The sequence below is a fragment of the Micromonospora sp. NPDC005205 genome, assembly GCF_040608275.1.
Lineage (GTDB): Bacteria > Actinomycetota > Actinomycetes > Mycobacteriales > Micromonosporaceae > Micromonospora.
The window spans coordinates 326158-346745 of sequence record NZ_JBEXHV010000003.1 but is presented as its reverse complement, the minus strand read 5'-3'; the positions used below and the strand labels follow the sequence as shown (position 1 = coordinate 346745).

The window sequence follows — 20588 nt, the reverse complement described above, 5'->3', positions numbered from 1 at the left end:
TTCCGGTTACCCTGGGCACGCTGGCGGAAGCCGGTCGGTGGCTGGGGGAGGCCGCGATGAGCCGTGCCATGACGACAGTGTTCGCCGCTGCCGTGACGGCAGTGCTGCTGGTGGGCTGCGCCGGGTCCGGCGGCCTGGACGGTGATCTGACCGACGACTGGGCGGCGTTACCGGCACCGTCGGCGTTCACTCCGGCAGCCGGTGTGTGTCACGCCGCCGACTTCACCGATCTGGTCAGCCTGGCCAGTTATGAGCCGGTGGACTGCGCCGGGCCGCACCGTTTGGAGACGGTGCACGTCGGGGCTTTCCCGGCCGAGCGGGCGGCCGCTCCGGCGGGTGGTTCGGCCGAGCTGCGGGGTGCGTTCGCCGAGTGCGACACCCGTGCGACCCGCTACGTGGGTGACGAATGGCGGTCCGGCCGGCTGCGGCTGTCAGTGGCGCTGCCCAACGGGGCGGGGTGGGCCGCGGGTTCCCGGTGGTTCCGCTGCGACCTCACCGAGCTGACCACCGTCGAGGCGGCGGCGACAGTGGTGGTCCGGTCGGGCAGTCTGCGGGACGCGTTGAAGGGGCCCGCCGGGCTGCGCCTCGGCTGCCAGCAGACCCGCGGTGGCGCCGGCCGGGGTGTGCAGACGCTGACGCCGGTGGAGTGCGGCAGACAGCACGACGCCGAGTTCGTCGGGGTGTGGCGCGCGCCGGACCTGGCGTACCCGACCCGGGACGCCGACTGGCTGCCGCTCTACACGGGTTGTCGTAGCGTCCTGGCCCGGTACGCGGGCGTACCTGACGACGCCACGTTGCGCTTCCGCAGCGGTGTGGTGGTCCGTCCGCCGGGGGCGGGGCGTTGGAAGGTCGGTGATCGGGGCGTCCGCTGCTATCTGTGGCTCAGCGACCGTACGGTGACCGCTTCGCTGAAGGGCGCGGGCCCGGCTGGTCTGCCGGTCCGGACTAAGTGACCACGGCCTGACGGTCGGCGCGGCGCGGCGCGGGGCGGACGGGGTCGCCCAAAACACTCGTCCCGCCCCCGCCGCCCCGGGCGAGGATGGTTCGGGTTGACTGGGGGGATGGACCTTCCGACCGTCGACCTGCCTGCCCTGCCCGCGCTGCTGGCCGCGCCCGCGCCCGGGTGGGTGGAGACCACCGACGTGATCGTGGTGGGTTCCGGCGTGGCCGGGTTGACCGCGGCGCTGCACCTGCGTGAGGCCGGTCTGCACGTCACGGTGGTCACCAAGGTCAACATTGACGACGGCTCGACCCGGTGGGCGCAGGGTGGCATCGCCGCCGTGCTCGACCCGGCCGACACCGCGGCGGCGCATGCCCGGGACACCGAGGTCGCCGGGGTCGGGCTGTGTGACCCGGCGGCGGTCCGGGTGCTGGTCGAGGAGGGCCCGACCCGCCTCCGTGAGTTGATCCGGATCGGCGCCGAGTTCGATCGGCACCCGGACGGCTCGCTGATGCTGACCCGCGAGGGCGGGCACCGGGCGGACCGGATCGTGCACGCCGGCGGCGACGCCACCGGCGCGGAGGTGCAGCGGGCCCTGCACGCCGCGGTGCAGCGCGATCCGTGGATCCGGCTGTTCGAGCACGCCCTCGTGCTGGATCTCCTGCGCGCGCCCGGCGACGGCCCGGACGGGCTCGGCCCGGCCTGCGGGATCACCCTGCACGTGCTGGGTGAGGGCAGCGAGGACGGCGTCGGCGCGCTGCTGGCCCGTGCAGTGGTGCTCGCCACCGGTGGCATGGGGCAGATCTTCTCGGCCACCACCAACCCGGCGGTCTCCACCGGGGACGGGGTGGCGCTGGCGCTGCGGGCCGGCGCGGCCGTGACCGACGTGGAGTTCGTCCAGTTCCACCCGACTGCCCTGATCACCCCGTCCGGCGCGGGGGTGCCCGGGGCGGGGCACGCGCAGCAGCCGCTGGTCTCGGAGGCGTTGCGTGGCGAGGGCGCGTACCTGGTCGACGCGGACGGCAAGAGGTTCATGGTGGGCCAGCACGAGTTGGCTGAGCTGGCACCCCGGGACGTGGTGGCCAAGGGCATCCACCGGGTGCTGCTGGCCACCGGTGCGGACCACGTCTTCCTCGACGCACGGCACCTGGGCGGCGATTTCCTGGCCGGTCGGTTCCCCACCATCGTGGCGTCCTGCCTGGCGATCGGCGTGGACCCGGCGACCGATCTGATCCCGGTGGCGCCGGCCGCCCACTACGCCTCCGGCGGGGTCCGGACCGACCTGCGCGGCCGTACCTCCATTCCGGGCCTGTACGCCTGCGGCGAGGTGGCCTGCACGGGTGTGCACGGCGCGAACCGGCTGGCCAGCAACTCGCTGCTGGAGGGTCTGGTCTTCTCCCGGCGGATCGCCGAGGACATCGCCGCCGGCCTGCCCGAGCAGGCCCAGCCGGCGGAGACCGGCGCGTGGCGTGGCGGGACAGGTTGGGTGCTGCCCGCGGAGGTGACGCCGACCCTGCAACGGGCGATGACCCGGGGGGCGGGGGTGCTCCGATCCGCGGCGACGTTGGCCGGGACGGCCGGCACGTTGACCGACCTGGGCGTGGCCCGGGGCCGGCCGCGGACCGCCGACTGGGAGGCGACGAACCTGCTCACCGTGGCGTCGACGCTGGTTGCCGCCGCGTACGCCCGTGGTGAGACCCGGGGCTGCCACTGGCGGGAGGACTTCCCGACGGCCGACGAACGGTGGCTGGGCCATCTGGTCGGTGCGGTCGGGGCGCAGGGCCGGGTGACGCAACAGTGGGAGGGGAAGCACAGTGAGCGCGAGGAGTGAGCCGGTTTTGCGAGCCCCACAGTCGCGAACGGAGATGGCATTGATCGAGTCGACGGAGACGGCGTTGCGGGCGGCGGGGTTGGATCCGGCGCACGTACGGCAGGTGATCGAGGGCGCGCTGGTGGAGGATCTGGGCCCGGATTTCCTGGACGTCACAAGCGTGGCCACCATTCCGGCGGATCAGACCGACACCGCCGACCTGGTGGCCCGCGCGGACGGGGTGTTGGCCGGGATGGCGGTGGCCGCTGCCGTGTTCGAGCTGGTGGGCGAGGTGACTGGCTTCGGTCGTACCGTCGAGGTGTCGGTGCTGGCCCGCGACGGCGAGCGGGTGGCCCGCGGCGACGTGCTGGCGACGGTGACCGGCCCGACCCGGCTGCTGCTGACGGCCGAGCGGACGGCGCTCAACCTGCTCTGCCGGATGTCCGGGGTGGCCACCCACACCCGCGCCTGGGCGGACGCGCTGGCCGGCTCGAAGGCGATGGTGCTGGACACCCGCAAGACGACGCCGGGCCTGCGGGCGCTGGAGAAGTACGCGGTGCGGGCCGGCGGCGGCACCAACAAACGGATGGGCCTCTACGACGTGGCCATGATCAAGGACAACCACAAGCTGGCGGCCGGGGGCATCACCGCTGCCTTCCGGCGGGTCCGGGAGGCTTTCCCGGAGGTGCCGGTGCAGGTCGAGGTGACCACAGTCGACGAGGCGGTGGAGGCGGTGGAGGCCGGCGCGGACTTCCTGCTCTGCGACAACATGACGCCGGAGGTGCTGGCCGGGGCGGTGGCCGCGGTGGGTGACCGGGCCGAGTTGGAGGCGACCGGCGGGCTGACCCTGGAGGTGGCCGGCCGGTACGCGGCCACCGGCGTGGACTTCCTCTCGGTGGGCGCGCTGACGCACTCGTCGCCGATCCTGGACATCGCGCTGGACCTGCGCAGCGAGTAGTTGTCTAGGCTGCGTGCGTGCTGCTCTGCATCGACATCGGAAACACCAACACCGTGCTGGCGACCTTCGACGGCGACAAGCTGGTGCACTCCTGGCGGATCAAGACCGATGCCCGCTCGACGGCGGACGAGCTGGGCCTGATGTTCCGGGGTCTGCTCGCCGGGGACAACGTCGAGATCACCGGTGTGGCCGCCTGCTCGACGGTGCCGGCCGCGCTGCGGTCGTTGCGCACCATGCTCAGCCGCTACTACGCGGAGGTGCCGAGCGTCGTCGTCGAGCCGGGCGTGCGGACCGGCGTGCAGTTGGCGATCGACAACCCCAAGGAGGTGGGCTCCGACCGGGTGGTGAACACCTTGGCGGCGTACACCCTCTACGGCGGTCCGTCGATCGTTGTGGACTTCGGCACCACCACCAACTTCGACGTGATCAGTGAGCGTGGTGAGTTCCTCGGCGGCGCGTTCGCCCCGGGCATCGAGATCTCCTTCGACGCGCTGGCCGCCCGGGCCGCGCAACTGCGCAAGGTCGAGGCCACCAAGCCCCGCTCGGTGATCGGCAAGAACACCGTGGAGTGCCTCCAGGCCGGCCTGTACTTCGGCTTCGCCGGGCAGGTGGACCGGATCGTCGAGCGGATGACCGAGGAGTTGGGCGAGGTGCGGGCGGTGATCGCCACCGGCGGCCTCGCCTCTCTGGTGATCAACGAGTGTCGCAGCATCACCCACCACGAGCCGATGATCACCCTGATCGGTCTGCGGATGGTCTACGACCGCAACACCTGACCCCGGCCGCCGTCGGGCCGGCCTCCGTGCGGGCGTCAGAGCCGCCGGGCGCGCAGCACCAGCGTCCGGTACGGCAGTTCGATGGTGTCCCGGCCAGCCAGGGCGGGGTGCGTGTTCAGGAGGTCGGTCAGCTCCCGCTCGACCCGCCGCTGAACGTCGGTGGAGGCGGTGAGCCAGTACGAGCGGGTGCGGACCATGCCCAGCAGCTCGTCCGGCGTGAGCGTGGTGCGGTGGGTGAACTCGCGCTTCTCGACGGCGTCGAACGCGGGGCCGAAGTCGGCGCCCTCGCCGAAGACCTGGCTGGTCGACTTGTCCCCGAAGTGGGCGATGCGACCCAGCTCGGCCACCCAGTCGACGCTGCCGTCCCGGATGTTCCAGATGGGGGCGAAGGTGCCGCCGGGGCGGAGCACCCGGGCGATCTCGGCGTGCGCGGGCCCCCGGTCGAACCAGTGGTACGCCGTCCCCACCAGCACCGCGTCCACCGTCGTGTCGGGCAGCGGCATGGCCTCGGCGCTGCCCGCCAGCGCCGTCGTGCCCGGGGTGCTGGCCGCGAGCTGCGCCCGCATCCCCGGATCGGGCTCGACCGGTACGACCTCGTGACCCAGGGCCAGCACAGCGCGGGTCAGGATGCCGGTGCCCGCCGCGAGATCGACCACCCGGGCTTCGCTCAGCCCGTCGAGTGCCCAGCTGACCGCAGCCTCGGGATAGCGTGGCCGAAACCGGTCGTAATCACTCGCAGCGACACCGAACGACAGGGCGTGAGTGTGATCGACCATGACGGGCAGGTTATCCCGTAACGCCCTCCGGCACGCTTGAGTACGCTCGGCCCTGACCCCCTGTATCTCCGTGACGAGGAAGCGTGCCGTGACCGAGCAGAACCCCGTGCCAGTGGACCCCGCCGACGACCTTCCCGAGCAGATGAAGGTCCGCCGGGAGAAGCGGGACCGGATGCTCGCCGAGGGCGTCGAGCCCTACCCGGTCGGCTTCCCCCGCACGACGACCCTGGCGCAGGTCCGGGCGGCCTACGCCGACCTGCCCACCGACACCGCGACCGGCGACCAGGTCGCTGTCACCGGCCGGGTGATCTTCGTACGCAACACGGGCAAGCTCTGCTTCGCCACCCTCCGGGACGGCGACGGCACCGAGTTGCAGGCGATGCTCTCACTGGACCGGGTCGGGCCGGAGCGGCTGGAGGCGTGGAAGCGCCTCGTCGACCTCGGCGACCACGTCGGCGTCACCGGCGAGGTGATCACCAGCCGTCGGGGTGAGCTGTCGGTGTTGGCCCAGCAATGGGAAATGACCGCCAAGGCGTTGCGACCGTTGCCGGTTGCCCACAAGCCCCTCTCCGAGGAGGCACGCGTCCGGCAGCGTTATGTCGACCTGATTGTCCGGCCGCAGGCGCGGCAGATGGTGCGTACCCGGGCAGCCGCGGTGCGCAGTCTGCGCGATTCACTGCACGGGCAGGGCTTCATCGAGGTGGAAACGCCGATGTTGCAACTGCTGCATGGCGGTGCGACGGCCCGACCGTTCGTGACCCACAGCAATGCGTTGAACACCGATCTGTATCTGCGAATCGCTCCCGAACTGTTTCTCAAGCGCGCTGTGGTCGGCGGCGTCGACCGCGTCTTCGAGATCAACCGCAACTTCCGTAATGAGGGTGTCGACTCTTCGCACTCGCCGGAGTTCGCGATGCTGGAGACGTACCAGGCGTACGGCGACTACGACACGATCGGCGAGCTGACCCGTAATCTCGTGCAACAGGCGGCGATCGCGGTGAGTGGTTCGACGGTGGTGACCCACGCCGACGGGCGGGAGTTCGACCTGGGTGGTGAGTGGCGGTCGGTGACACTCTTCGGCGTGCTTTCCGAAGCGCTCGGCGAGGAGGTCACGGTCCGCACCGACCGGACCCGTCTGGTGGAGTACGCGGACAAGGTGGGATTGGCGGTCGACCCGAAGTGGGGGCCGGGCAAGCTGGCCGAGGAACTGTTCGAGGAACTGGTCGTTCCCAGCCTTGAGGCACCCACCTTCGTGCGGGACTACCCGGAGGAGACCAGCCCGCTCACCCGAGGCCACCGCAGCGAGCCGGGTCTGGCCGAGAAGTGGGACCTCTACGTGCTCGGTTTCGAGCTGGGCACCGGGTACTCCGAGCTGGTCGACCCGATCGTGCAGCGGGAGCGGCTGGTGGCCCAGGCGCAGCTCGCGGCTCGCGGCGACGACGAGGCGATGCGTCTCGACGAGGACTTTCTTCGGGCGATGGAGTACGGAATGCCGCCGGCCGGCGGTATGGGAATGGGAATCGACCGCCTCTTGATGGCCCTGACCGGCCTCGGAATTCGGGAAACGATCCTCTTCCCGTTGGTCCGCCAGGAGTAGTCCCGTCCGCTCGTACGCCGAGCCGTAACCGGAGCCTATTGACGCGACGAGCAGCGCGGGGGTTATTGTGCTCTCGTTAGCAGGAGCACCCTGCTCGAAAGGAATGTGGGACGTGGCCAAGCAGATCATTCACAAGCTGGTCGATGACCTGGACGGCGGGGACGCGGACGAGACCGTCAAGTTCGCCCTCGACGGCGTTCAGTACGAGATCGACCTGTCGAGCGCCAACGCCGCGAAATTGCGCGATGCATTTGCGTCGTACGTGGGTGCCGGCACCAAGGTCGGCCGCGGCGGTGTCGTGATCGGTGGGCGGGCTGCCCGCGGTCGGGGTGGCGCGACCGCCGATCGGGAACAGAACAAGGCGATCCGGGAGTGGGCCAAGAAGGCCGGCAAGGACATCTCGGACCGGGGTCGTATCCCGCAGGAGATCGTGGACGAGTTCCACGCGAAGCGCTGATCAGTCAGCAGCTTGGTGGCGAGCCGCCACCGCAGGCGACACCGACGCCGGGCCGGAGGAGTCCTCCGGGCCGGCGTCGCCGTATCCGGACGGCGTCGTCGTGCCCGTTCGGGGCCGGGAAGCATTCCGGGCCCACCGGCGTTGTCCACAACCAGTGGAACAGCTGTCCACAGCCTGTGGATAACCTTCCCGAAGGGCCGGCGCGGCGCTCGTCGCGACCGCTGGTCCGCCCTCCGGGGCCTCCCGGAGCGCTTCGGGACCCCGGATCGGGCTTCCGTCGAGTCAGTCGGATTTCGCTCTGCGCGTAGCGACAGGGCTACCGGAACACCTCCTGAGCGCGGACGGTTGTTCAAAACGACGTGGAACCGACCCAGAGCAGAGACACACGACCTCAGCGGAGTCGGTCAGCGACGATAGAGTAAGGAGGCACGGACGCCCGTCCTGGACGTTCGTGCACCGGCCCCGCCAAGATCTTGACCATCAAGGCGCACGGCACGTGAGGAGCACGAGGGCATGTTCGAGCGGTTCACCGACCGAGCGCGACGGGTTGTCGTCCTGGCCCAAGAAGAGGCCCGGATGCTCAACCACAACTACATCGGTACGGAACACATCCTGCTGGGCCTGATCCACGAAGGTGAAGGCGTCGCGGCAAAGGCCCTGGAGAGCCTCGGCATCTCCCTGGAGGGCGTCCGCCAGCAGGTCGAGGAGATCATCGGCCAGGGCCAGCAGGCGCCGAGCGGGCACATCCCGTTCACGCCGCGGGCCAAGAAGGTGCTGGAGCTGTCGCTGCGCGAGGCGCTGCAGCTCGGCCACAACTACATCGGCACCGAGCACATCCTGCTCGGGCTGATCCGTGAGGGCGAGGGCGTCGCCGCCCAGGTGCTGGTCAAGCTCGGCGCCGACCTCAACCGGGTCCGCCAGCAGGTGATCCAGCTGCTCTCCGGCTACCAGGGCAAGGAGCCTGCCGCGGCGGGCGCCGCGCCGGGTGAGGCCGCGCCGTCGACCAGCCTGGTGCTGGACCAGTTCGGCCGTAACCTGACCCAGGCCGCCCGCGAGGGCAAGCTCGACCCGGTCATCGGGCGCGAGAAGGAAATCGAGCGGGTCATGCAGGTGCTCTCCCGCCGTACCAAGAACAACCCGGTCCTGATCGGTGAGCCCGGCGTCGGTAAGACCGCCGTGGTGGAGGGCCTGTCCCAGAAGATCATCAAGGGCGAGGTGCCCGAGACCCTCAAGGACAAGCAGCTCTACACGCTCGACCTGGGCGCGCTCGTCGCCGGTTCCCGCTACCGCGGGGACTTCGAGGAGCGCCTCAAGAAGGTGCTCAAGGAGATCCGCACCCGCGGTGACATCATCCTGTTCATCGACGAGATCCACACCCTGGTGGGTGCGGGTGCCGCCGAGGGCGCGATCGACGCCGCGAGCATCCTCAAGCCGATGCTGGCCCGTGGTGAGCTGCAGACCATCGGTGCCACCACGCTCGACGAGTACCGCAAGCACCTGGAGAAGGACGCCGCTCTCGAGCGCCGCTTCCAGCCGATTCAGGTGGGTGAGCCGTCGCTGGCCCACACCATCGAGATCCTCAAGGGCCTGCGGGACCGCTACGAGGCTCACCACCGTGTCTCGATCACGGACGCCGCCCTCGTGGCTGCCGCGACTCTGGCCGACAGGTACATCTCCGACCGCTTCCTCCCGGACAAGGCGATCGACCTGATCGACGAGGCCGGTGCCCGGATGCGGATCCGTCGGATGACCGCGCCGCCAGACCTGCGTGACTTCGACGAGCGCATCGCCCAGGTGCGTCGCGACAAGGAGTCCGCGATCGACGCGCAGGACTTCGAGCGCGCCGCCCAGCTGCGCGACAAGGAGAAGCAGCTCCTCGGCCAGAAGGCTCAGCGGGAGAAGGAGTGGAAGGCCGGTGACCTGGACGTCGTCAGCGAGGTCGACGACGAGCAGATCGCCGAGGTTCTCGGCAACTGGACCGGCATCCCGGTCTACAAGCTGACCGAGGAGGAGACCTCGCGCCTGCTGCGCATGGAGGACGAGCTGCACAAGCGCGTCATCGGCCAGGAGGACGCGGTCAAGGCGGTCTCGAAGGCGATCCGGCGTACCCGGGCCGGCCTGAAGGACCCGAAGCGCCCGTCGGGCTCGTTCATCTTCGCCGGCCCGTCCGGTGTCGGTAAGACCGAGCTGTCCAAGGCGCTCGCCGAGTTCCTCTTCGGCAGCGAGGACGCCCTCATCCAGCTGGACATGTCCGAGTTCCACGACCGTTACACGGTCTCCCGGCTCGTGGGTGCCCCTCCCGGCTACGTCGGCTACGACGAGGGCGGGCAGCTGACCGAGAAGGTGCGGCGTCGGCCGTTCTCGGTGGTCCTCTTCGACGAGATCGAGAAGGCCCACCCGGACGTGTTCAACACGCTCCTGCAGATCCTCGAAGACGGTCGGCTCACCGACGGTCAGGGTCGGATCGTGGACTTCAAGAACACGGTCATCATATTGACCACCAACCTGGGCACCCGTGACGTCGCCAAGGCGGTGTCGCTGGGCTTCCAGCAGTCGGAGGACTCCGAGTCCACCTACGACCGGATGAAGCAGAAGGTCAACGACGAGCTCAAGCAGCACTTCCGGCCTGAGTTCCTCAACCGGATCGACGACACCATCGTCTTCCACCAGCTGCGCCAGAGCGAGATCCTCTCGATCGTGGACATCATGATCCAGCGGATCGAGGGCCAGCTGCGGAACAAGGACATGGGTCTGGAGCTGACCGACAACGCCAAGAAGTACCTGGCCGCGAAGGGCTTCGACCCGGTGCTCGGTGCCCGTCCGCTTCGTCGCACGATCCAGCGCGACATCGAGGACAACCTCTCCGAGCGGATCCTGTTCAACGAGCTGATCCCGGGTCAGATCATTGTGGTGGACTGCGAGGGCGACCCGGACGACATCGACAAGTCCAAGCTCGTTTTCCGGGGCTCGGAAAAGCCGATCGAAGTTCCGGACGCCGTCCCGGCCGACCTCGGTGGCACTGCCGCTGGCACCGCCGCCGCGGGCGTGGACGAGTAACACAACCAGCAAGGGGCGGGGCCCCGGTGGCGCAAGCCACCGGGGCCCCGCCTTTTCGTGCCCCCGCACACCGCCCCGCCGCTGTCCCCGCTCGTGCCCTCCCGGCCCGCCTCCGCGTCGCACCTGCCCTGCCGGCCAGCCGCCGTGCCCGCCGTGCCCGCCGTGCCGACGTGCCGTGCCGCCGTGCCCGCCGTGCCGACGTGCCGTGCCGACGTGCCGTGCCGCCGTGCCCGACACACCCTGCTGCCCGTATGCGGGCCTCTCAGGCTGCCGCGCCCGGCAAGATCCGCACAACATCAGGGAAGGTGCTGCCTCGCGGCGTTCGGAGGAAGCACCTTCCCTGATGTTGTGGGGCGTAATGGTGCGCTCGCCGGCGGCCTCGCTTCGAGTGAAGGCGTCGGCTCCCAAGATCGCGCAGCAACCTGGATGTAGTGGCATCCGGCACGCCCGACACCACTACATCCAGGATCGAGCACGATCTTGAGGTGAAGGCGCGGATCGCGGCCTTTGCCTGCCGCGTAGGGCGAGCTGGCGTGCGGGCCGAGCTGGCGTGCGGGCCGAGTGGGCGTGCGGGCCGAGTGGGCGTGCGGCCGGCCGCGCGGCCCATGGGTTGGCGCGCAGGATGCGCCGGGTGGGCGGGTCAGGTGGTCAGGTCTGCTGTTGGCAGGGTCGGGCCGTCACCGGCCAGGCGGAAGGAGTCGCTGCCAACGGGTTCGACCAGCCCGTCCTGCACCAGCCCGGCGAGGGCGCGGGCGCGTTGCACGTCGTCGGTCCAGACCTGGTCCAACCGCTGGTGTGGGACCGGTCCGGTGCTGTCCCGGAGCACTCCGAGCAACAGACCGCGGACCTGTCGGTCGGTGCCCGCGTACCGCTGGGGTCGACGGGTCGGCCCGGCCGGCGCCTCCTGGCCGGACGCCCGCCAGGCGCAGACCGACTCGACGGGGCAGGCGGTGCAGCGCGGTGACCGGGCCGTGCAGATCACCGCGCCCAGTTCCATGAACGCGGCGCTGGCCAGTGCCGCTGCGGCCGGTTCGGTCGGAAGCAGCTCTTCGGTGGCGACCAGGTCCGCTGGCCGGGTGACGGGCCCGGCGTCGGGTTCGCCGGCCACCGCCCGGCACACCACCCGTCGTACGTTGGTGTCGACGACCGGGTGCCGCTGCCCGTATGCGAAGGCGGCCACCGCCCGCGCGGTGTACGTGCCGACGCCGGGCAGGGCGAGCAGTTGCTCCAGCCGGTCCGGCACCTGGCCGCCGTGCCGGTCGACGATCGCGACCGCGCATTCGCGTAGCCGGACCGCCCGGCGGGGGTAGCCGAGGCGTCCCCACATCCGGATCGCCTCGGCCGGGGTGTCCGCCGCCAACGCGGCCGGGTCGGGCCAGCGGGCCAGCCAGGCCTGCCAGGCCGGCACCACCCGGACCACCGGTGTCTGCTGGAGCATGACCTCGCTGACCAGGATGGCCCACGGGGTGACGCCGGGCTCGCGCCACGGCAGGTCACGGGCGTGCTGCTGGAACCACCGGCTGACCAGTGTGGCGAAGTCGGGTTGAGTCATGGCGTCGTCGATGATGTCACGCCCGGCGTTCCCGTTGGGTGGGCGGCTCGGGCGGGGTGCCACGTCCTCGTTCGGCGGGCGGGGGAGAATGCGCGGATGAACGAGCTCGCGATCACCGTCATCGGTCGGGACCGGCCGGGCATCGTGGCCGACGTCGCGGAGGTGCTGGCCCGACTGGGCGCGAACCTCACCGACAGCACGATGACGCGGCTGCGGGGGCATTTCGCGATGACCCTCATCTGCACCGGCCCGGCCGCCGCCGAGGTCGAGGCCGCACTGGCGTCGCTGGCCGCCGAGGGCCAGCTGCTGGCGACGGTACGCGCGGTCACCCCGGACGGCGATGTTCCTCCGGTGGGTGAGCCGTACGTGATGGCGGTGCACGGTTCGGACCGGATGGGGATCGTCGCGGCGATGACGCGGGTGCTGGTGGACGCCGGGGGGAATGTCACCGACCTGAGTACCCGGTTGACCGGTGCGCTCTACGTGGTCCTGGCGGAGGTCGAGTTGCCGGCCGGTGTGGCGGAGACTCTGCTCGACCGGCTGCACCGGACGGCTGCCGAGCTGGGCGTGGAGGTCACCCTCCGCCCGGCGGACCCGGACCTGTTGTGAGCGGCGAGGAGCGTGGGCCGGAGGTCGGCCTGGGGGACTGGACTCCGGAGTCACTGGACGTGCCGGGCGAGGTGCGGGCGGTGGTGTCCGCCCCGCATCCGGTGCTGAGTCGGGCCGCTGACGAGGTCGACCCCACGGCAAAGGAGACGGTCCAACTCGCGGCCGACCTGATCGCCACGATGAAGGTCTCGCCGGGTTGCGTGGGGCTGGCCGCGCCGCAGGTCGGGGTGGGCGCTCGGGTCTTTGCCGTCGACGTGACCGGGCACCCCAAGGCGGTGACGGTGCACGGCACCTTCGTGTTGTGCAACGCGCGCGTGGTCGAGGCGACGCGGTGGAAGCCGGGCCGGGAGGGCTGCATGTCGGTGCCGGACCTGACCGGCGACGTGAAGCGGGCCAGCCGGCTGGTGGTGGAGGGTGATCTGCCGGGCAGCGGCGAGCCGGTCCGGCTGGTGACCGACGGCTTCGAGGCTCGGGCGTTGCAGCACGAGATCGACCACTGTGCGGGGCTGCTCTTCCTGGACCGGGTGGCCGGTGCGCACGCGGTCTATCAGCGCAAGGTCTACCTGTGACCGGGTGGCGGACCGTCCTCAGTGGAGGGCTGCGCGGGCGCCTCGGAGTGGCTCCGGCGCGTCGCGCCGCACTGCCGGGTACGGCGCGGCTACGGTGGAGGGCATCATGCGTCTGACGGTCGGCCCCCTGGCACCCGCCGTGTACTGGCGGCGTCGCGCCGTCGTACTCGGAGCGGGGTTCCTGTTCCTGATTGTCCTGCTCTACTCCTGTACCGGTTCGGGTCGTTCCGGCGACAAGGATCCGAAGGCGGGAGGTTCGCCGTCGGCGACGTCCGCCGCGACGTCAGGCCCCGCCGGGCCGGTGCTGACACCGCAGACCGGCGCTCCGGCGTCGTCCGCGTCCGCTGATTCGGGTGCGACGAGTCCGAGCCCGGGGATCACCAGCAACACACCGCCGCTGGGCGCGGCGGCCGGTTCGGAGGACGACGGCACCTGCACCGACGGCGAGATCAGCGTGGTCTCGTCGGCGAGCCCGACCTCGGTGCAGCGGGGCGCGGTGGTCGAGCTGCAACTGAGGATCAAGAACACGTCGGACCGGACGTGCAGTCGCAACGTCGGCGCCGACCTTCAGGAGATCTTCATCAAGTCCGGGGCCGAAAAGGTCTGGTCGTCGGACACCTGCGGCAAGGTCGAGGGCTCGGACGTGCAGACCTTCACACCGAATTTCGAGCGCTCCTACCAGGTGCCCTGGAACGGGCGGGACACCAGCCGTTGTGACGGCGCGCTGGCCGGAGGACCGTTCGCGCCGGTCGGGTCGTACCAGGTGTTCGCCCGGGTCGGCACGAAGCTCAGCGACCCGGTGAAGCTCACCGTCACCGGCTGAGCCGGATCAGACGTAACGTTCCAGGATGGATGCCTCGGCGAGCCGGGACAGCCCCTCACGGACGCCGCGGGCCCGGGCGTCGCCGACCCCCTCGACGGCTTGCAGGTCTTCCACCGTCGCGCCGAGCAGACGCTGGAGGCTGCCGAAGTGCAGCACCAGGCGATCGACCACCGCCACCGGCAGCCGGGGCACCTTGGCCAGCAGTCGGAAGCCGCGCGGGCTGACCGCGGCGTCGAGCGCGTCGGACGCGGCCGGGTAGCCGATGGCCTTGGCCACCGAGACCAGGTCGATCAGCTCGGTGGCACCGAGCAGGTCCAGCTCGACGAGAGCTTCGTCCAGGGTGCGCGACTTGCGGCCGACGGGGAGGTAGTCCCGGATGACCAGCGTCCGGTCGGCGTCAACGCCGGCCATCAGCTCGTCGAGTTGAAGGGCGAGCAGGCGGCCATCGGTGCCCAGCTCCACCACGTAGCCGGCGATCTCGTCGGCGATCCGGCGAACCATCTCCAGCCGCTGCACCACCGCCACCGCGTCGCGCACGGTGACCAGATCCTCGATCTCCAGGGCGGAGAGCGTGCCGGAGACCTCGTCCAGCCGGAGCTTGTAGCGCTCCAGGGTGGCGAGCGCCTGGTTGGCGCGGGAGAGGATTGCCGCCGAGTCGTCGAGCACGTGCCGTTGGCCGTTGACGTAGAGGCTGATGATCCGCATGGACTGGCTGACCGAGATGACCGGGTAGCCGGTCTGGCGGGCCACCCGCTCGGCGGTGCGGTGCCGGGTGCCGGACTCTTCGGTCGGGATGGACGGGTCAGGCATCAGGTGCACTGCCGCCCGGACGATCCTCGTGCCGTCGCTGGAGAGCACGACAGCGCCGTCCATCTTGCACAGCTCGCGCACGCGGGTCGCGGAGAACTCCACGTCCAGCGGGAAGCCGCCGGTGCAGAGGCCCTCGACCACCTTGTCGTAGCCCAGCACGATGAGCGCGCCCGTGCGACCCCGCAGGATGCGCTCCAAACCGTCACGCAGCGCGGTGCCTGGGGCCATCAGGGCGAGATTGGCCCGTAGCGGATCTCCGGCGCTCCCGGCGGCCCCCGCAGTCACGCTCACGCTGATCGGGCGGGCGGGCGAGCCCACGGCGCCGGTGCGGGCCTGGGGCGGCGCGCCAGCTGGCTTGGTGGTATCGCGGTCGATCGGCACGGGCACAGTCTACGGACTGCCGTGCGGTGGGTGCTGTCGTGGTTACTGTGATGTGTCACGATGCCGCCCTTTCCAACGTTTCCCGCTTGCGACGTGCTGTCCGGTTTCGCCGCCCTCGTCGGCACGGTGGGTCACTCGGCGGACGCGCGAGCCGCATGGTGCAGCGCCGAACGGACGTCGGTGACCTCGGTCACCCGCATCTGCTCGGGGCCGGCGCCGGTGCTGGCCGGGCCGCAGCCGGGCGGCACCAGAGCCACCTTGAACCCCAGCCGGGCGGCCTCGGCCAGCCGGCGCGGCACCGCCCCGACCCGGCGCACCTCGCCGGTCAGCCCCACCTCACCGATCGCCACCAGGTGCGGCGCGATCGCCAGGTTGAGCCCGCCGGAGGCGACCGCCAGAGCCACCGCCAGGTCGGCGGCGGGCTCCACCACCCGGATCCCGCCCACAGTGGCGGCGAAGACCTCCCGGTCGTGCAGGGTCAGCCGCTCGGTGCGCCGTTGCAGCACCGCGAGCACCATCGCCAGTCGCGCCGAGTCGAGACCGGAGACGGTGCGCCGGGGAGAGCCCGCCACGGTCGCGCCGATCAACGCCTGCACCTCGGTGACCAGGGCCCGCCGCCCCTCCATGGCCACCGTCACGCAGGTGCCCGGGACCGGTTCGGCGTAGCGGGTCAGGAACAGCCCGGACGGGTCGGCCAGGCTGCTGATGCCGCCCTCGTGCATCTCGAAGCAGCCGACCTCGTCGGCCGCGCCGAACCTGTTCTTCACGCCGCGCACCAGGCGCAGCGACGAGTGCTTGTCGCCCTCGAAGTGCAGCACCACATCGACCAGGTGCTCCAGCACCCGCGGCCCGGCCACCTGGCCGTCCTTGGTGACGTGCCCGACCAGCACGGTGGCGATGCCCCGCTCCTTGGCGACCGAGACCAGCGCGGCGGTGACCGCGCGGACCTGGGTCACCCCACCGGGCACACCCTCGGTGCCGGTGGTCGAGATGGTCTGCACCGAGTCGAGCACCAACAGGCCCGGCTTGACCGCGTCGAGGTGACCGAGCACCGAGCCGAGGTCGCTCTCCGCGGCGAGGTAGAGCCGCTCGTGCAGGGTGCCCATCCGCTCGGCGCGCAGGCGCACCTGACTGACCGACTCTTCGCCGCTGACCACCAGCGAGGGGCTGCCGGCGCCGACCGCCCACTGCTGCGCCACATCGAGAAGGAGGGTCGACTTGCCCACGCCGGGCTCGCCGGCGAGCAGCACCACGGCACCCGGGACCAGGCCGCCGCCGAGCACCCGGTCGAGCTCGCTCACCCCGGTGGGCACCGCGCGGGCCGGAGCGGCGCTGATGGTGGCGATCGGTCGGGCCGGCTCGGACGGCATCCGGGAGCTGACCACCCGACCGGAGACCGTCGGGCCCGTCACCGTGTGCTCGACCACGGCCCCCCACTCGCCGCACTCCGGGCAGCGCCCCACCCACTTGGGCGGCTGGTGCCCGCAGGCGTCGCACTGGTAGGCCGGGCGCGGCTCGCGGGCGGCGGACCGACCACGGGGGGCACCGGCCGTGCCGCCACGCGGAGTTGTCGATCGGGAGGTGGTCACATCAGGACGCTAGCCCTCGCGTACGACGAAAACACCCCGGCGTGGTGGTCACCACGCCGGGGCGTTCGTCGATGTGCGGGTCGGTCACTCGTGGGTCGTGCCGCCCTCGTTGCCCTCGTAGCCACCCTCGCGCTCGATGATCGGCGACGGAGGGGCCGCCGGGGTGAGCGGCACCGCGACCGGCGCCTGCCCGGTGACCGTGTTGCCGTTGCCGAAGTCGAAGGTCACGACGACGTTCTGGCCGGAGCGCAGCGCCTCGGTCAGGCCGATCAGCCGGAGCTGCGTGGTGGCCTCGGAGTTGAACTGGATGTAGCTCAACGGCGCCAGCTCGATCCGGGCCGGCTGACCCGGGGCGGCGGGGCTGGCCGAACCGGACGCCCGCGCCGACTCCGGGGCGGACGGGGTGGCCGAGGACGATCCGGTCTCGGAGGGCGTCGCCGACGGGCTCGGCGAACCGGACGTCGAGTTCGACGGGCTGGCCGAACCGGACGGCGACGGGCTCATGGAGGCGGACTCCGCGGCGGACGGCGACGGGCTCGCCGAGCCGCCGCTGATCACCAACTCGCGGGCGCTCTCCGTGGTGACGGTGACCGTCACGGTTTCCTTGGAGTCGTTGTAGATCACGGCGCCGAGCCCCGCGTCCTGCCCGGCCTTGTAACCCTCGGTGCCCGGGTAGTCCACGAGCAGGCCCCGCACGGAGAAGGAACCGTTGTTGGTCGTGAGGTTGACGCCCTGGACCGACGGCTCCTTCAACGCGGTCTCGGCGATCTGACCGGTGCCGCATCCCGAAGCCAGCAGGCTGGCCGCCGCAATCCCGGACAGCAACAGGGCCGCCCGCCGGGATCCCCTGATCGAGCGCGTCACGTCGGTCCTCCTCGTCACAATCCCCACCCGGGCCGTACGCCGGGCACGGTGGCCATACCCGCGCAGACCGCGCTCCAGGGTAGTTGGGACTGATCGAGGCCCGCACGCGGACCCGGCAATGCCACCTGCCCGGGTGGCGTTCACACCACCCGACCGCTCGCCACCAGCAGAACCACGTCGATGAGGGCCACCAGCATCACCGCCCGGAAGGCCGCCACCGGCCGCCGGCCGGCCCGGATCGCCGAGCGTCCGGCGTACCAGCTCAGTGGCGGCACCACGGCGGCCGTGCCGACCGCCGCCCAGCCGATCGCCGACGGCGGCCCGGGTGGTCCGAGGACCAGTGTCGCGGTCGCCGCGAGGAGGAGACCCGCCGCGGCCACCCGGCTGCCGGCGGCACCGAGCCGGTGGGGCAGGCCGCGCACGCCGGTGAGGGCGTCGTCGGCAAGGTCGGGCAGCACGTTGGCGAAGTGGGCGCCGGCGCCCAGGCAGGCCGCCGCCGTCACCAGCCAGACCGGCGGGGACGGCTGGCCGGGCAGCGCCAGCACCACGAAGGCGGGCAGCGCGCCGAACGACACGGCGTAGGGCAGCACCGAGAACGCTGTCGCCTTGAGCGGCCAGTCGTAGAGCAGGGCGGAGACCAGGGCGAGCGTCAGCCAGAAGGCCGCCACCGGGTTCGTGGTCAGCGCCAGCAGTGGGCAGGCCACCGCGGCCACCGCGGCGGCCCAGGCCGTGACGCGCCGACCGACCGCGCCACTGGCGACCGGTTTGTCGGTACGCCCCACAGTGGCGTCCCGCTCGGCGTCCAGCGCGTCGTTGGTCCAGCCGACGGCGAGCTGGCTGGCCAGCACGGCGAGCACCACCGAGACGATTCCGGTCGGCCGGTGGCCCACTCCCCAGGCCAGCAGACCGGCCACCGTGGTCACCGCTGCGGCCGGTTCCGGATGGCTCGCTCTGACCAGCCCTAACACCCTCGACGACATAAGGGAAGTCTGGTCGTTACCGAGCAGTCGTGCCACGCTCGGTTCCATGCGAGACGTGGCTGCGGCCGGGGCGTCCACCGGTCCGAGGGTGCTGCCGCGAAACGATCCGCGTCAGTACGACGATCTGGCCGGTGAGTGGTGGCGGCCGGATGGTGCGTTCGCGATGCTGCACTGGCTGGCTGAGGCCCGTGCCGCGCTGGTGCCGCCGGCCACCCGTCCGGACGCGTTGCTCGTCGACCTGGGTTGCGGCGCCGGCCTGCTCGCGCCGCACCTGGCGGGCAAGGGCTACCGCCACGTCGGGGTGGATCTGACCCGCTCGGCACTCGTCCAGGCGGCCGAGCACGGGGTTCGGGTGGTCCAGGGTGACGCCACGGCGGTGCCGCTGCCTGACGGCTGCGCCGACGTGGTCTCGGCCGGTGAGTTGCTGGAGCACGTGCCGGCCTGGCCGCGCGCGGTGGCCGAGGCGTGTCGGCTGCTGCGCCCTGGCGGAGTGCTGGTGCTGGACACCCTCAACGACACGGCGCTGGCCCGGCTCGTCGCGGTCCGGATCGCCGAGCGCCTGCCGACGGTGCCCCGTGGCATCCACGATCCACAGTTGTTCGTGGACGCACGGGCGCTGGTGGCCGAGTGCGCCCGACACGGTGTCGACCTGAGTCTGCGGGGCATCCGTCCGCAGGTCGGCGGCATGCTCGCCTGGCTGCTACGCCGCGCTCGCGCGAGCCGAACGGCCGGTGCCGTGCCCGTCGGCCGCGCGCCGCGCATCGTGCCGACCCGCTCCACCGCCGTGCTGTACCAGGGCCGGGGGGTCCGCAAAGGATAGTCAGGCCGTGGCGGGGTATGGAACGCCGAGGAGGATCGAGATGACGGTGCACGCGCTTGAGGCAGCACGCCGGTTGGCGCCGCGGTTCGCCGCGCGGGCGGCCGAGCACGACCGGGACGGTTCCTTCCCCGTGGACGACTTCGCCGACCTGCGCGAGGCCGGCCTGTTCGGGCTGATGGTGCCCCGGGCGCTCGGCGGTCTGGGTGCCACCTTCGCCGAGTACGCAGCGGTGGCCACCGAGCTTGCCCGGGGCAACGGTGCGACGGCCCTGGTGTTCAACATGCACGCTTCGGTGACCGGCGCGCTGGGCGCTGTCACCGAGGAGTTGGCCGAGGCGCTGGGCGTACCCGACGAGGCGCTGGCCGCCCGCGACCGGCTGCTCAGCGCGGCGGCGCAGGGCTCCTGGTACGCGGTCGCGATGAGCGAGCGGGGCGCGGGTGCCCGGCTGTCCCAGCTCACCACCGCGTACGAGCCGACCGACGGGGGCTGGCACCTCAAGGGCAGCAAGACCTTCTGCTCCGGGTCCGGGCACGCGGACGGCTACCTGGTGGCGGCGCGCAGTGCGGCCGACCAGTCGGTGGTGTCGCAGTTCCTGGTGCCGGCCGGCGACGGGCTGACCGTGGAGCCGACCTGGGATTCACTCGGCATGCGCGCCACCTCCTCCCACGACCTGCACCTGGACGTCACGGTGCCCGCCGACCGGCTGCTCGGCGGGGTGGAGGGGCTTGCGCTGGTGGTCGCGCAGCTGATGCCGCACTGGTTGGTGGCCAGCTACGCGGCCGTCTACGTCGGGGTCGCCCGCGCGGCGATCGACGCGGCGGCCGAGCACCTGAACGCCCGCAACCTGGCCGGTCTGCCGGCGGTGCGGGCCAGGCTGGGTCGGGCGGACGCGGCGACGGCCGCCGCGCAACTGGTGGTTGCCGAGGCGGCCCGCCGTGTGGACGAGGCGCCCGGTGACGAGGAGACCAACCGTTGGGTGTGGCGGGCGAAGCTGCTCGCCGGCACCACGGCCGCCGAGGTGGCGGCGTCGGTGCTGGAGGCGGCGGGCACCTCGGCCACCCGCCGTGGTCATCCCCTGGAGCGGCTCTATCGCGACGCCCGATGCGGCTCGCTGCACCCGGCCACGTCTGATGTCTGCGCCGACTGGCTCGGCATCGCCGCGCTGGGCGGCGACCCGGATCGTGACGGATCGGCACCACGTTGGTGAGCCCGCGCCACCG

General features: G+C 71.6%; 18 protein-coding genes. 12 read left to right on the top strand and 6 right to left on the bottom strand.

The genetic code is table 11. The features are described from left to right. Positions 1-56 precede the first annotated feature (56 nt). The 4 genes from ABZU43_RS09000 (at position 57) to ABZU43_RS08985 (ending at position 4484) form a co-directional block, all read left to right on the top strand. Positions 57-953 carry a septum formation family protein gene (locus ABZU43_RS09000; RefSeq protein ID WP_355005946.1) on the top strand — a complete coding sequence of 299 codons (897 nt, stop codon included), beginning with the start codon at positions 57-59 and terminating at the stop codon, positions 951-953. 108 nt (positions 954-1061) lie between these two features. After that, on the top strand, positions 1062-2771 hold the full coding sequence (locus ABZU43_RS08995) for an L-aspartate oxidase (protein ID WP_355005945.1): 1710 nt from the start codon (positions 1062-1064) through the stop codon (positions 2769-2771). Between the two features lie 40 nt (positions 2772-2811). Continuing rightward, entirely contained in the window at positions 2812-3708 is an 897-nt protein-coding gene (gene nadC, locus ABZU43_RS08990; RefSeq protein ID WP_355005944.1) for a carboxylating nicotinate-nucleotide diphosphorylase, read from the top strand. Between the two features lie 17 nt (positions 3709-3725). Beyond that, the gene (locus tag ABZU43_RS08985) at positions 3726-4484 is read left to right on the top strand and encodes a type III pantothenate kinase (RefSeq protein ID WP_355005943.1); all 759 of its coding nucleotides are present in this window, start codon (positions 3726-3728) and stop codon (positions 4482-4484) included. Between the two features lie 35 nt (positions 4485-4519). On the opposite strand, the gene ABZU43_RS08980 is transcribed toward ABZU43_RS08985, so the two are convergent. Further along, positions 4520-5260: a class I SAM-dependent methyltransferase gene (locus ABZU43_RS08980; protein ID WP_355005942.1), complete on the bottom strand. Its 741-nt coding sequence runs from the start codon at positions 5258-5260 to the stop codon at positions 4520-4522. 88 nt (positions 5261-5348) lie between these two features. Here ABZU43_RS08980 and lysS point away from each other — a divergent pair, with 88 nt between their 5' ends. The 3 genes from lysS to ABZU43_RS08965 all read left to right on the top strand — a co-directional run bounded on the left by lysS (position 5349) and on the right by ABZU43_RS08965 (position 10371). Further along, a complete protein-coding gene (gene lysS / locus ABZU43_RS08975) occupies positions 5349-6857 on the top strand; it encodes a lysine--tRNA ligase (protein WP_355005941.1) in 1509 nt (502 codons plus the stop codon). A 112-nt stretch (positions 6858-6969) separates the two neighbouring features. After that, positions 6970-7314 carry an Lsr2 family protein gene (locus ABZU43_RS08970; RefSeq protein WP_036392792.1) on the top strand — a complete coding sequence of 115 codons (345 nt, stop codon included), beginning with the start codon at positions 6970-6972 and terminating at the stop codon, positions 7312-7314. Positions 7315-7827: 513 nt separating this feature from the next. After that, a complete protein-coding gene (locus ABZU43_RS08965; RefSeq protein WP_355005940.1) occupies positions 7828-10371 on the top strand; it encodes an ATP-dependent Clp protease ATP-binding subunit in 2544 nt (847 codons plus the stop codon). A 640-nt stretch (positions 10372-11011) separates the two neighbouring features. Here the strand turns inward: ABZU43_RS08965 and ABZU43_RS08960 are convergent. Next, positions 11012-11923: an A/G-specific adenine glycosylase gene (locus ABZU43_RS08960; RefSeq protein WP_355005939.1), complete on the bottom strand. Its 912-nt coding sequence runs from the start codon at positions 11921-11923 to the stop codon at positions 11012-11014. 96 nt (positions 11924-12019) lie between these two features. Here ABZU43_RS08960 and ABZU43_RS08955 point away from each other — a divergent pair, with 96 nt between their 5' ends. From ABZU43_RS08955 to ABZU43_RS08945, 3 genes are all read left to right on the top strand, one after another. Next, on the top strand, positions 12020-12532 hold the full coding sequence (locus ABZU43_RS08955) for an ACT domain-containing protein (protein ID WP_355005938.1): 513 nt from the start codon (positions 12020-12022) through the stop codon (positions 12530-12532). After that, the gene (locus tag ABZU43_RS08950) at positions 12529-13101 is read left to right on the top strand and encodes a peptide deformylase (protein ID WP_355005937.1); all 573 of its coding nucleotides are present in this window, start codon (positions 12529-12531) and stop codon (positions 13099-13101) included. The genes ABZU43_RS08955 and ABZU43_RS08950 overlap by 4 nt, the downstream gene beginning before the upstream one ends. Before the next feature lie 106 nt (positions 13102-13207). Next, positions 13208-13924, top strand: a complete 717-nt coding sequence (locus ABZU43_RS08945) for a hypothetical protein (RefSeq protein WP_355005936.1) — start codon at positions 13208-13210, stop codon at positions 13922-13924. Between the two features lie 6 nt (positions 13925-13930). On the opposite strand, the gene disA is transcribed toward ABZU43_RS08945, so the two are convergent. The 4 genes from disA to ABZU43_RS08925 form a co-directional block, all read right to left on the bottom strand. Next, positions 13931-15115 (bottom strand): DNA integrity scanning diadenylate cyclase DisA, encoded by a 1185-nt coding sequence (disA, locus tag ABZU43_RS08940; RefSeq protein WP_030327921.1) that lies wholly within the window; start codon positions 15113-15115, stop codon positions 13931-13933. 131 nt (positions 15116-15246) lie between these two features. Beyond that, positions 15247-16704 (bottom strand): DNA repair protein RadA, encoded by a 1458-nt coding sequence (gene radA / locus ABZU43_RS08935; RefSeq protein ID WP_355005935.1) that lies wholly within the window; start codon positions 16702-16704, stop codon positions 15247-15249. An 84-nt stretch (positions 16705-16788) separates the two neighbouring features. After that, entirely contained in the window at positions 16789-17568 is a 780-nt protein-coding gene (locus tag ABZU43_RS08930) for a hypothetical protein (RefSeq protein ID WP_355005934.1), read from the bottom strand. A 140-nt stretch (positions 17569-17708) separates the two neighbouring features. Then, positions 17709-18548 (bottom strand): UbiA family prenyltransferase, encoded by an 840-nt coding sequence (locus ABZU43_RS08925; protein ID WP_355005933.1) that lies wholly within the window; start codon positions 18546-18548, stop codon positions 17709-17711. 46 nt (positions 18549-18594) lie between these two features. Here ABZU43_RS08925 and ABZU43_RS08920 point away from each other — a divergent pair, with 46 nt between their 5' ends. Both ABZU43_RS08920 and ABZU43_RS08915 read left to right on the top strand, forming a co-directional pair. Further along, complete coding sequence (locus ABZU43_RS08920; RefSeq protein ID WP_355005932.1) at positions 18595-19368, top strand: methyltransferase domain-containing protein; 774 nt, start codon at positions 18595-18597, stop codon at positions 19366-19368. A gap of 40 nt (positions 19369-19408) precedes the next feature. Further along, positions 19409-20575, top strand: a complete 1167-nt coding sequence (locus ABZU43_RS08915; protein ID WP_355005931.1) for an acyl-CoA dehydrogenase family protein — start codon at positions 19409-19411, stop codon at positions 20573-20575. Positions 20576-20588 lie beyond the last annotated feature (13 nt).

What these genes read in the sequence shown, in the direction of transcription:
- ABZU43_RS09000 (WP_355005946.1), top strand. Translation starts at nt 57, where the DNA reads ATGAGCCGTGCCATGACGACAGTGTTCGCCGCTGCCGTGACGGCAGTG.
- ABZU43_RS08995 (WP_355005945.1), top strand. Translation starts at nt 1,062, where the DNA reads ATGGACCTTCCGACCGTCGACCTGCCTGCCCTGCCCGCGCTGCTGGCC.
- ABZU43_RS08980 (WP_355005942.1), bottom strand. Translation starts at nt 5,260, where the DNA reads ATGGTCGATCACACTCACGCCCTGTCGTTCGGTGTCGCTGCGAGTGAT.
- ABZU43_RS08965 (WP_355005940.1), top strand. Translation starts at nt 7,828, where the DNA reads ATGTTCGAGCGGTTCACCGACCGAGCGCGACGGGTTGTCGTCCTGGCC.
- ABZU43_RS08960 (WP_355005939.1), bottom strand. Translation starts at nt 11,923, where the DNA reads ATGACTCAACCCGACTTCGCCACACTGGTCAGCCGGTGGTTCCAGCAG.
- ABZU43_RS08955 (WP_355005938.1), top strand. Translation starts at nt 12,020, where the DNA reads ATGAACGAGCTCGCGATCACCGTCATCGGTCGGGACCGGCCGGGCATC.
- ABZU43_RS08945 (WP_355005936.1), top strand. Translation starts at nt 13,208, where the DNA reads ATGCGTCTGACGGTCGGCCCCCTGGCACCCGCCGTGTACTGGCGGCGT.
- ABZU43_RS08925 (WP_355005933.1), bottom strand. Translation starts at nt 18,548, where the DNA reads ATGTCGTCGAGGGTGTTAGGGCTGGTCAGAGCGAGCCATCCGGAACCG.
- ABZU43_RS08920 (WP_355005932.1), top strand. Translation starts at nt 18,595, where the DNA reads ATGCGAGACGTGGCTGCGGCCGGGGCGTCCACCGGTCCGAGGGTGCTG.
- ABZU43_RS08915 (WP_355005931.1), top strand. Translation starts at nt 19,409, where the DNA reads ATGACGGTGCACGCGCTTGAGGCAGCACGCCGGTTGGCGCCGCGGTTC.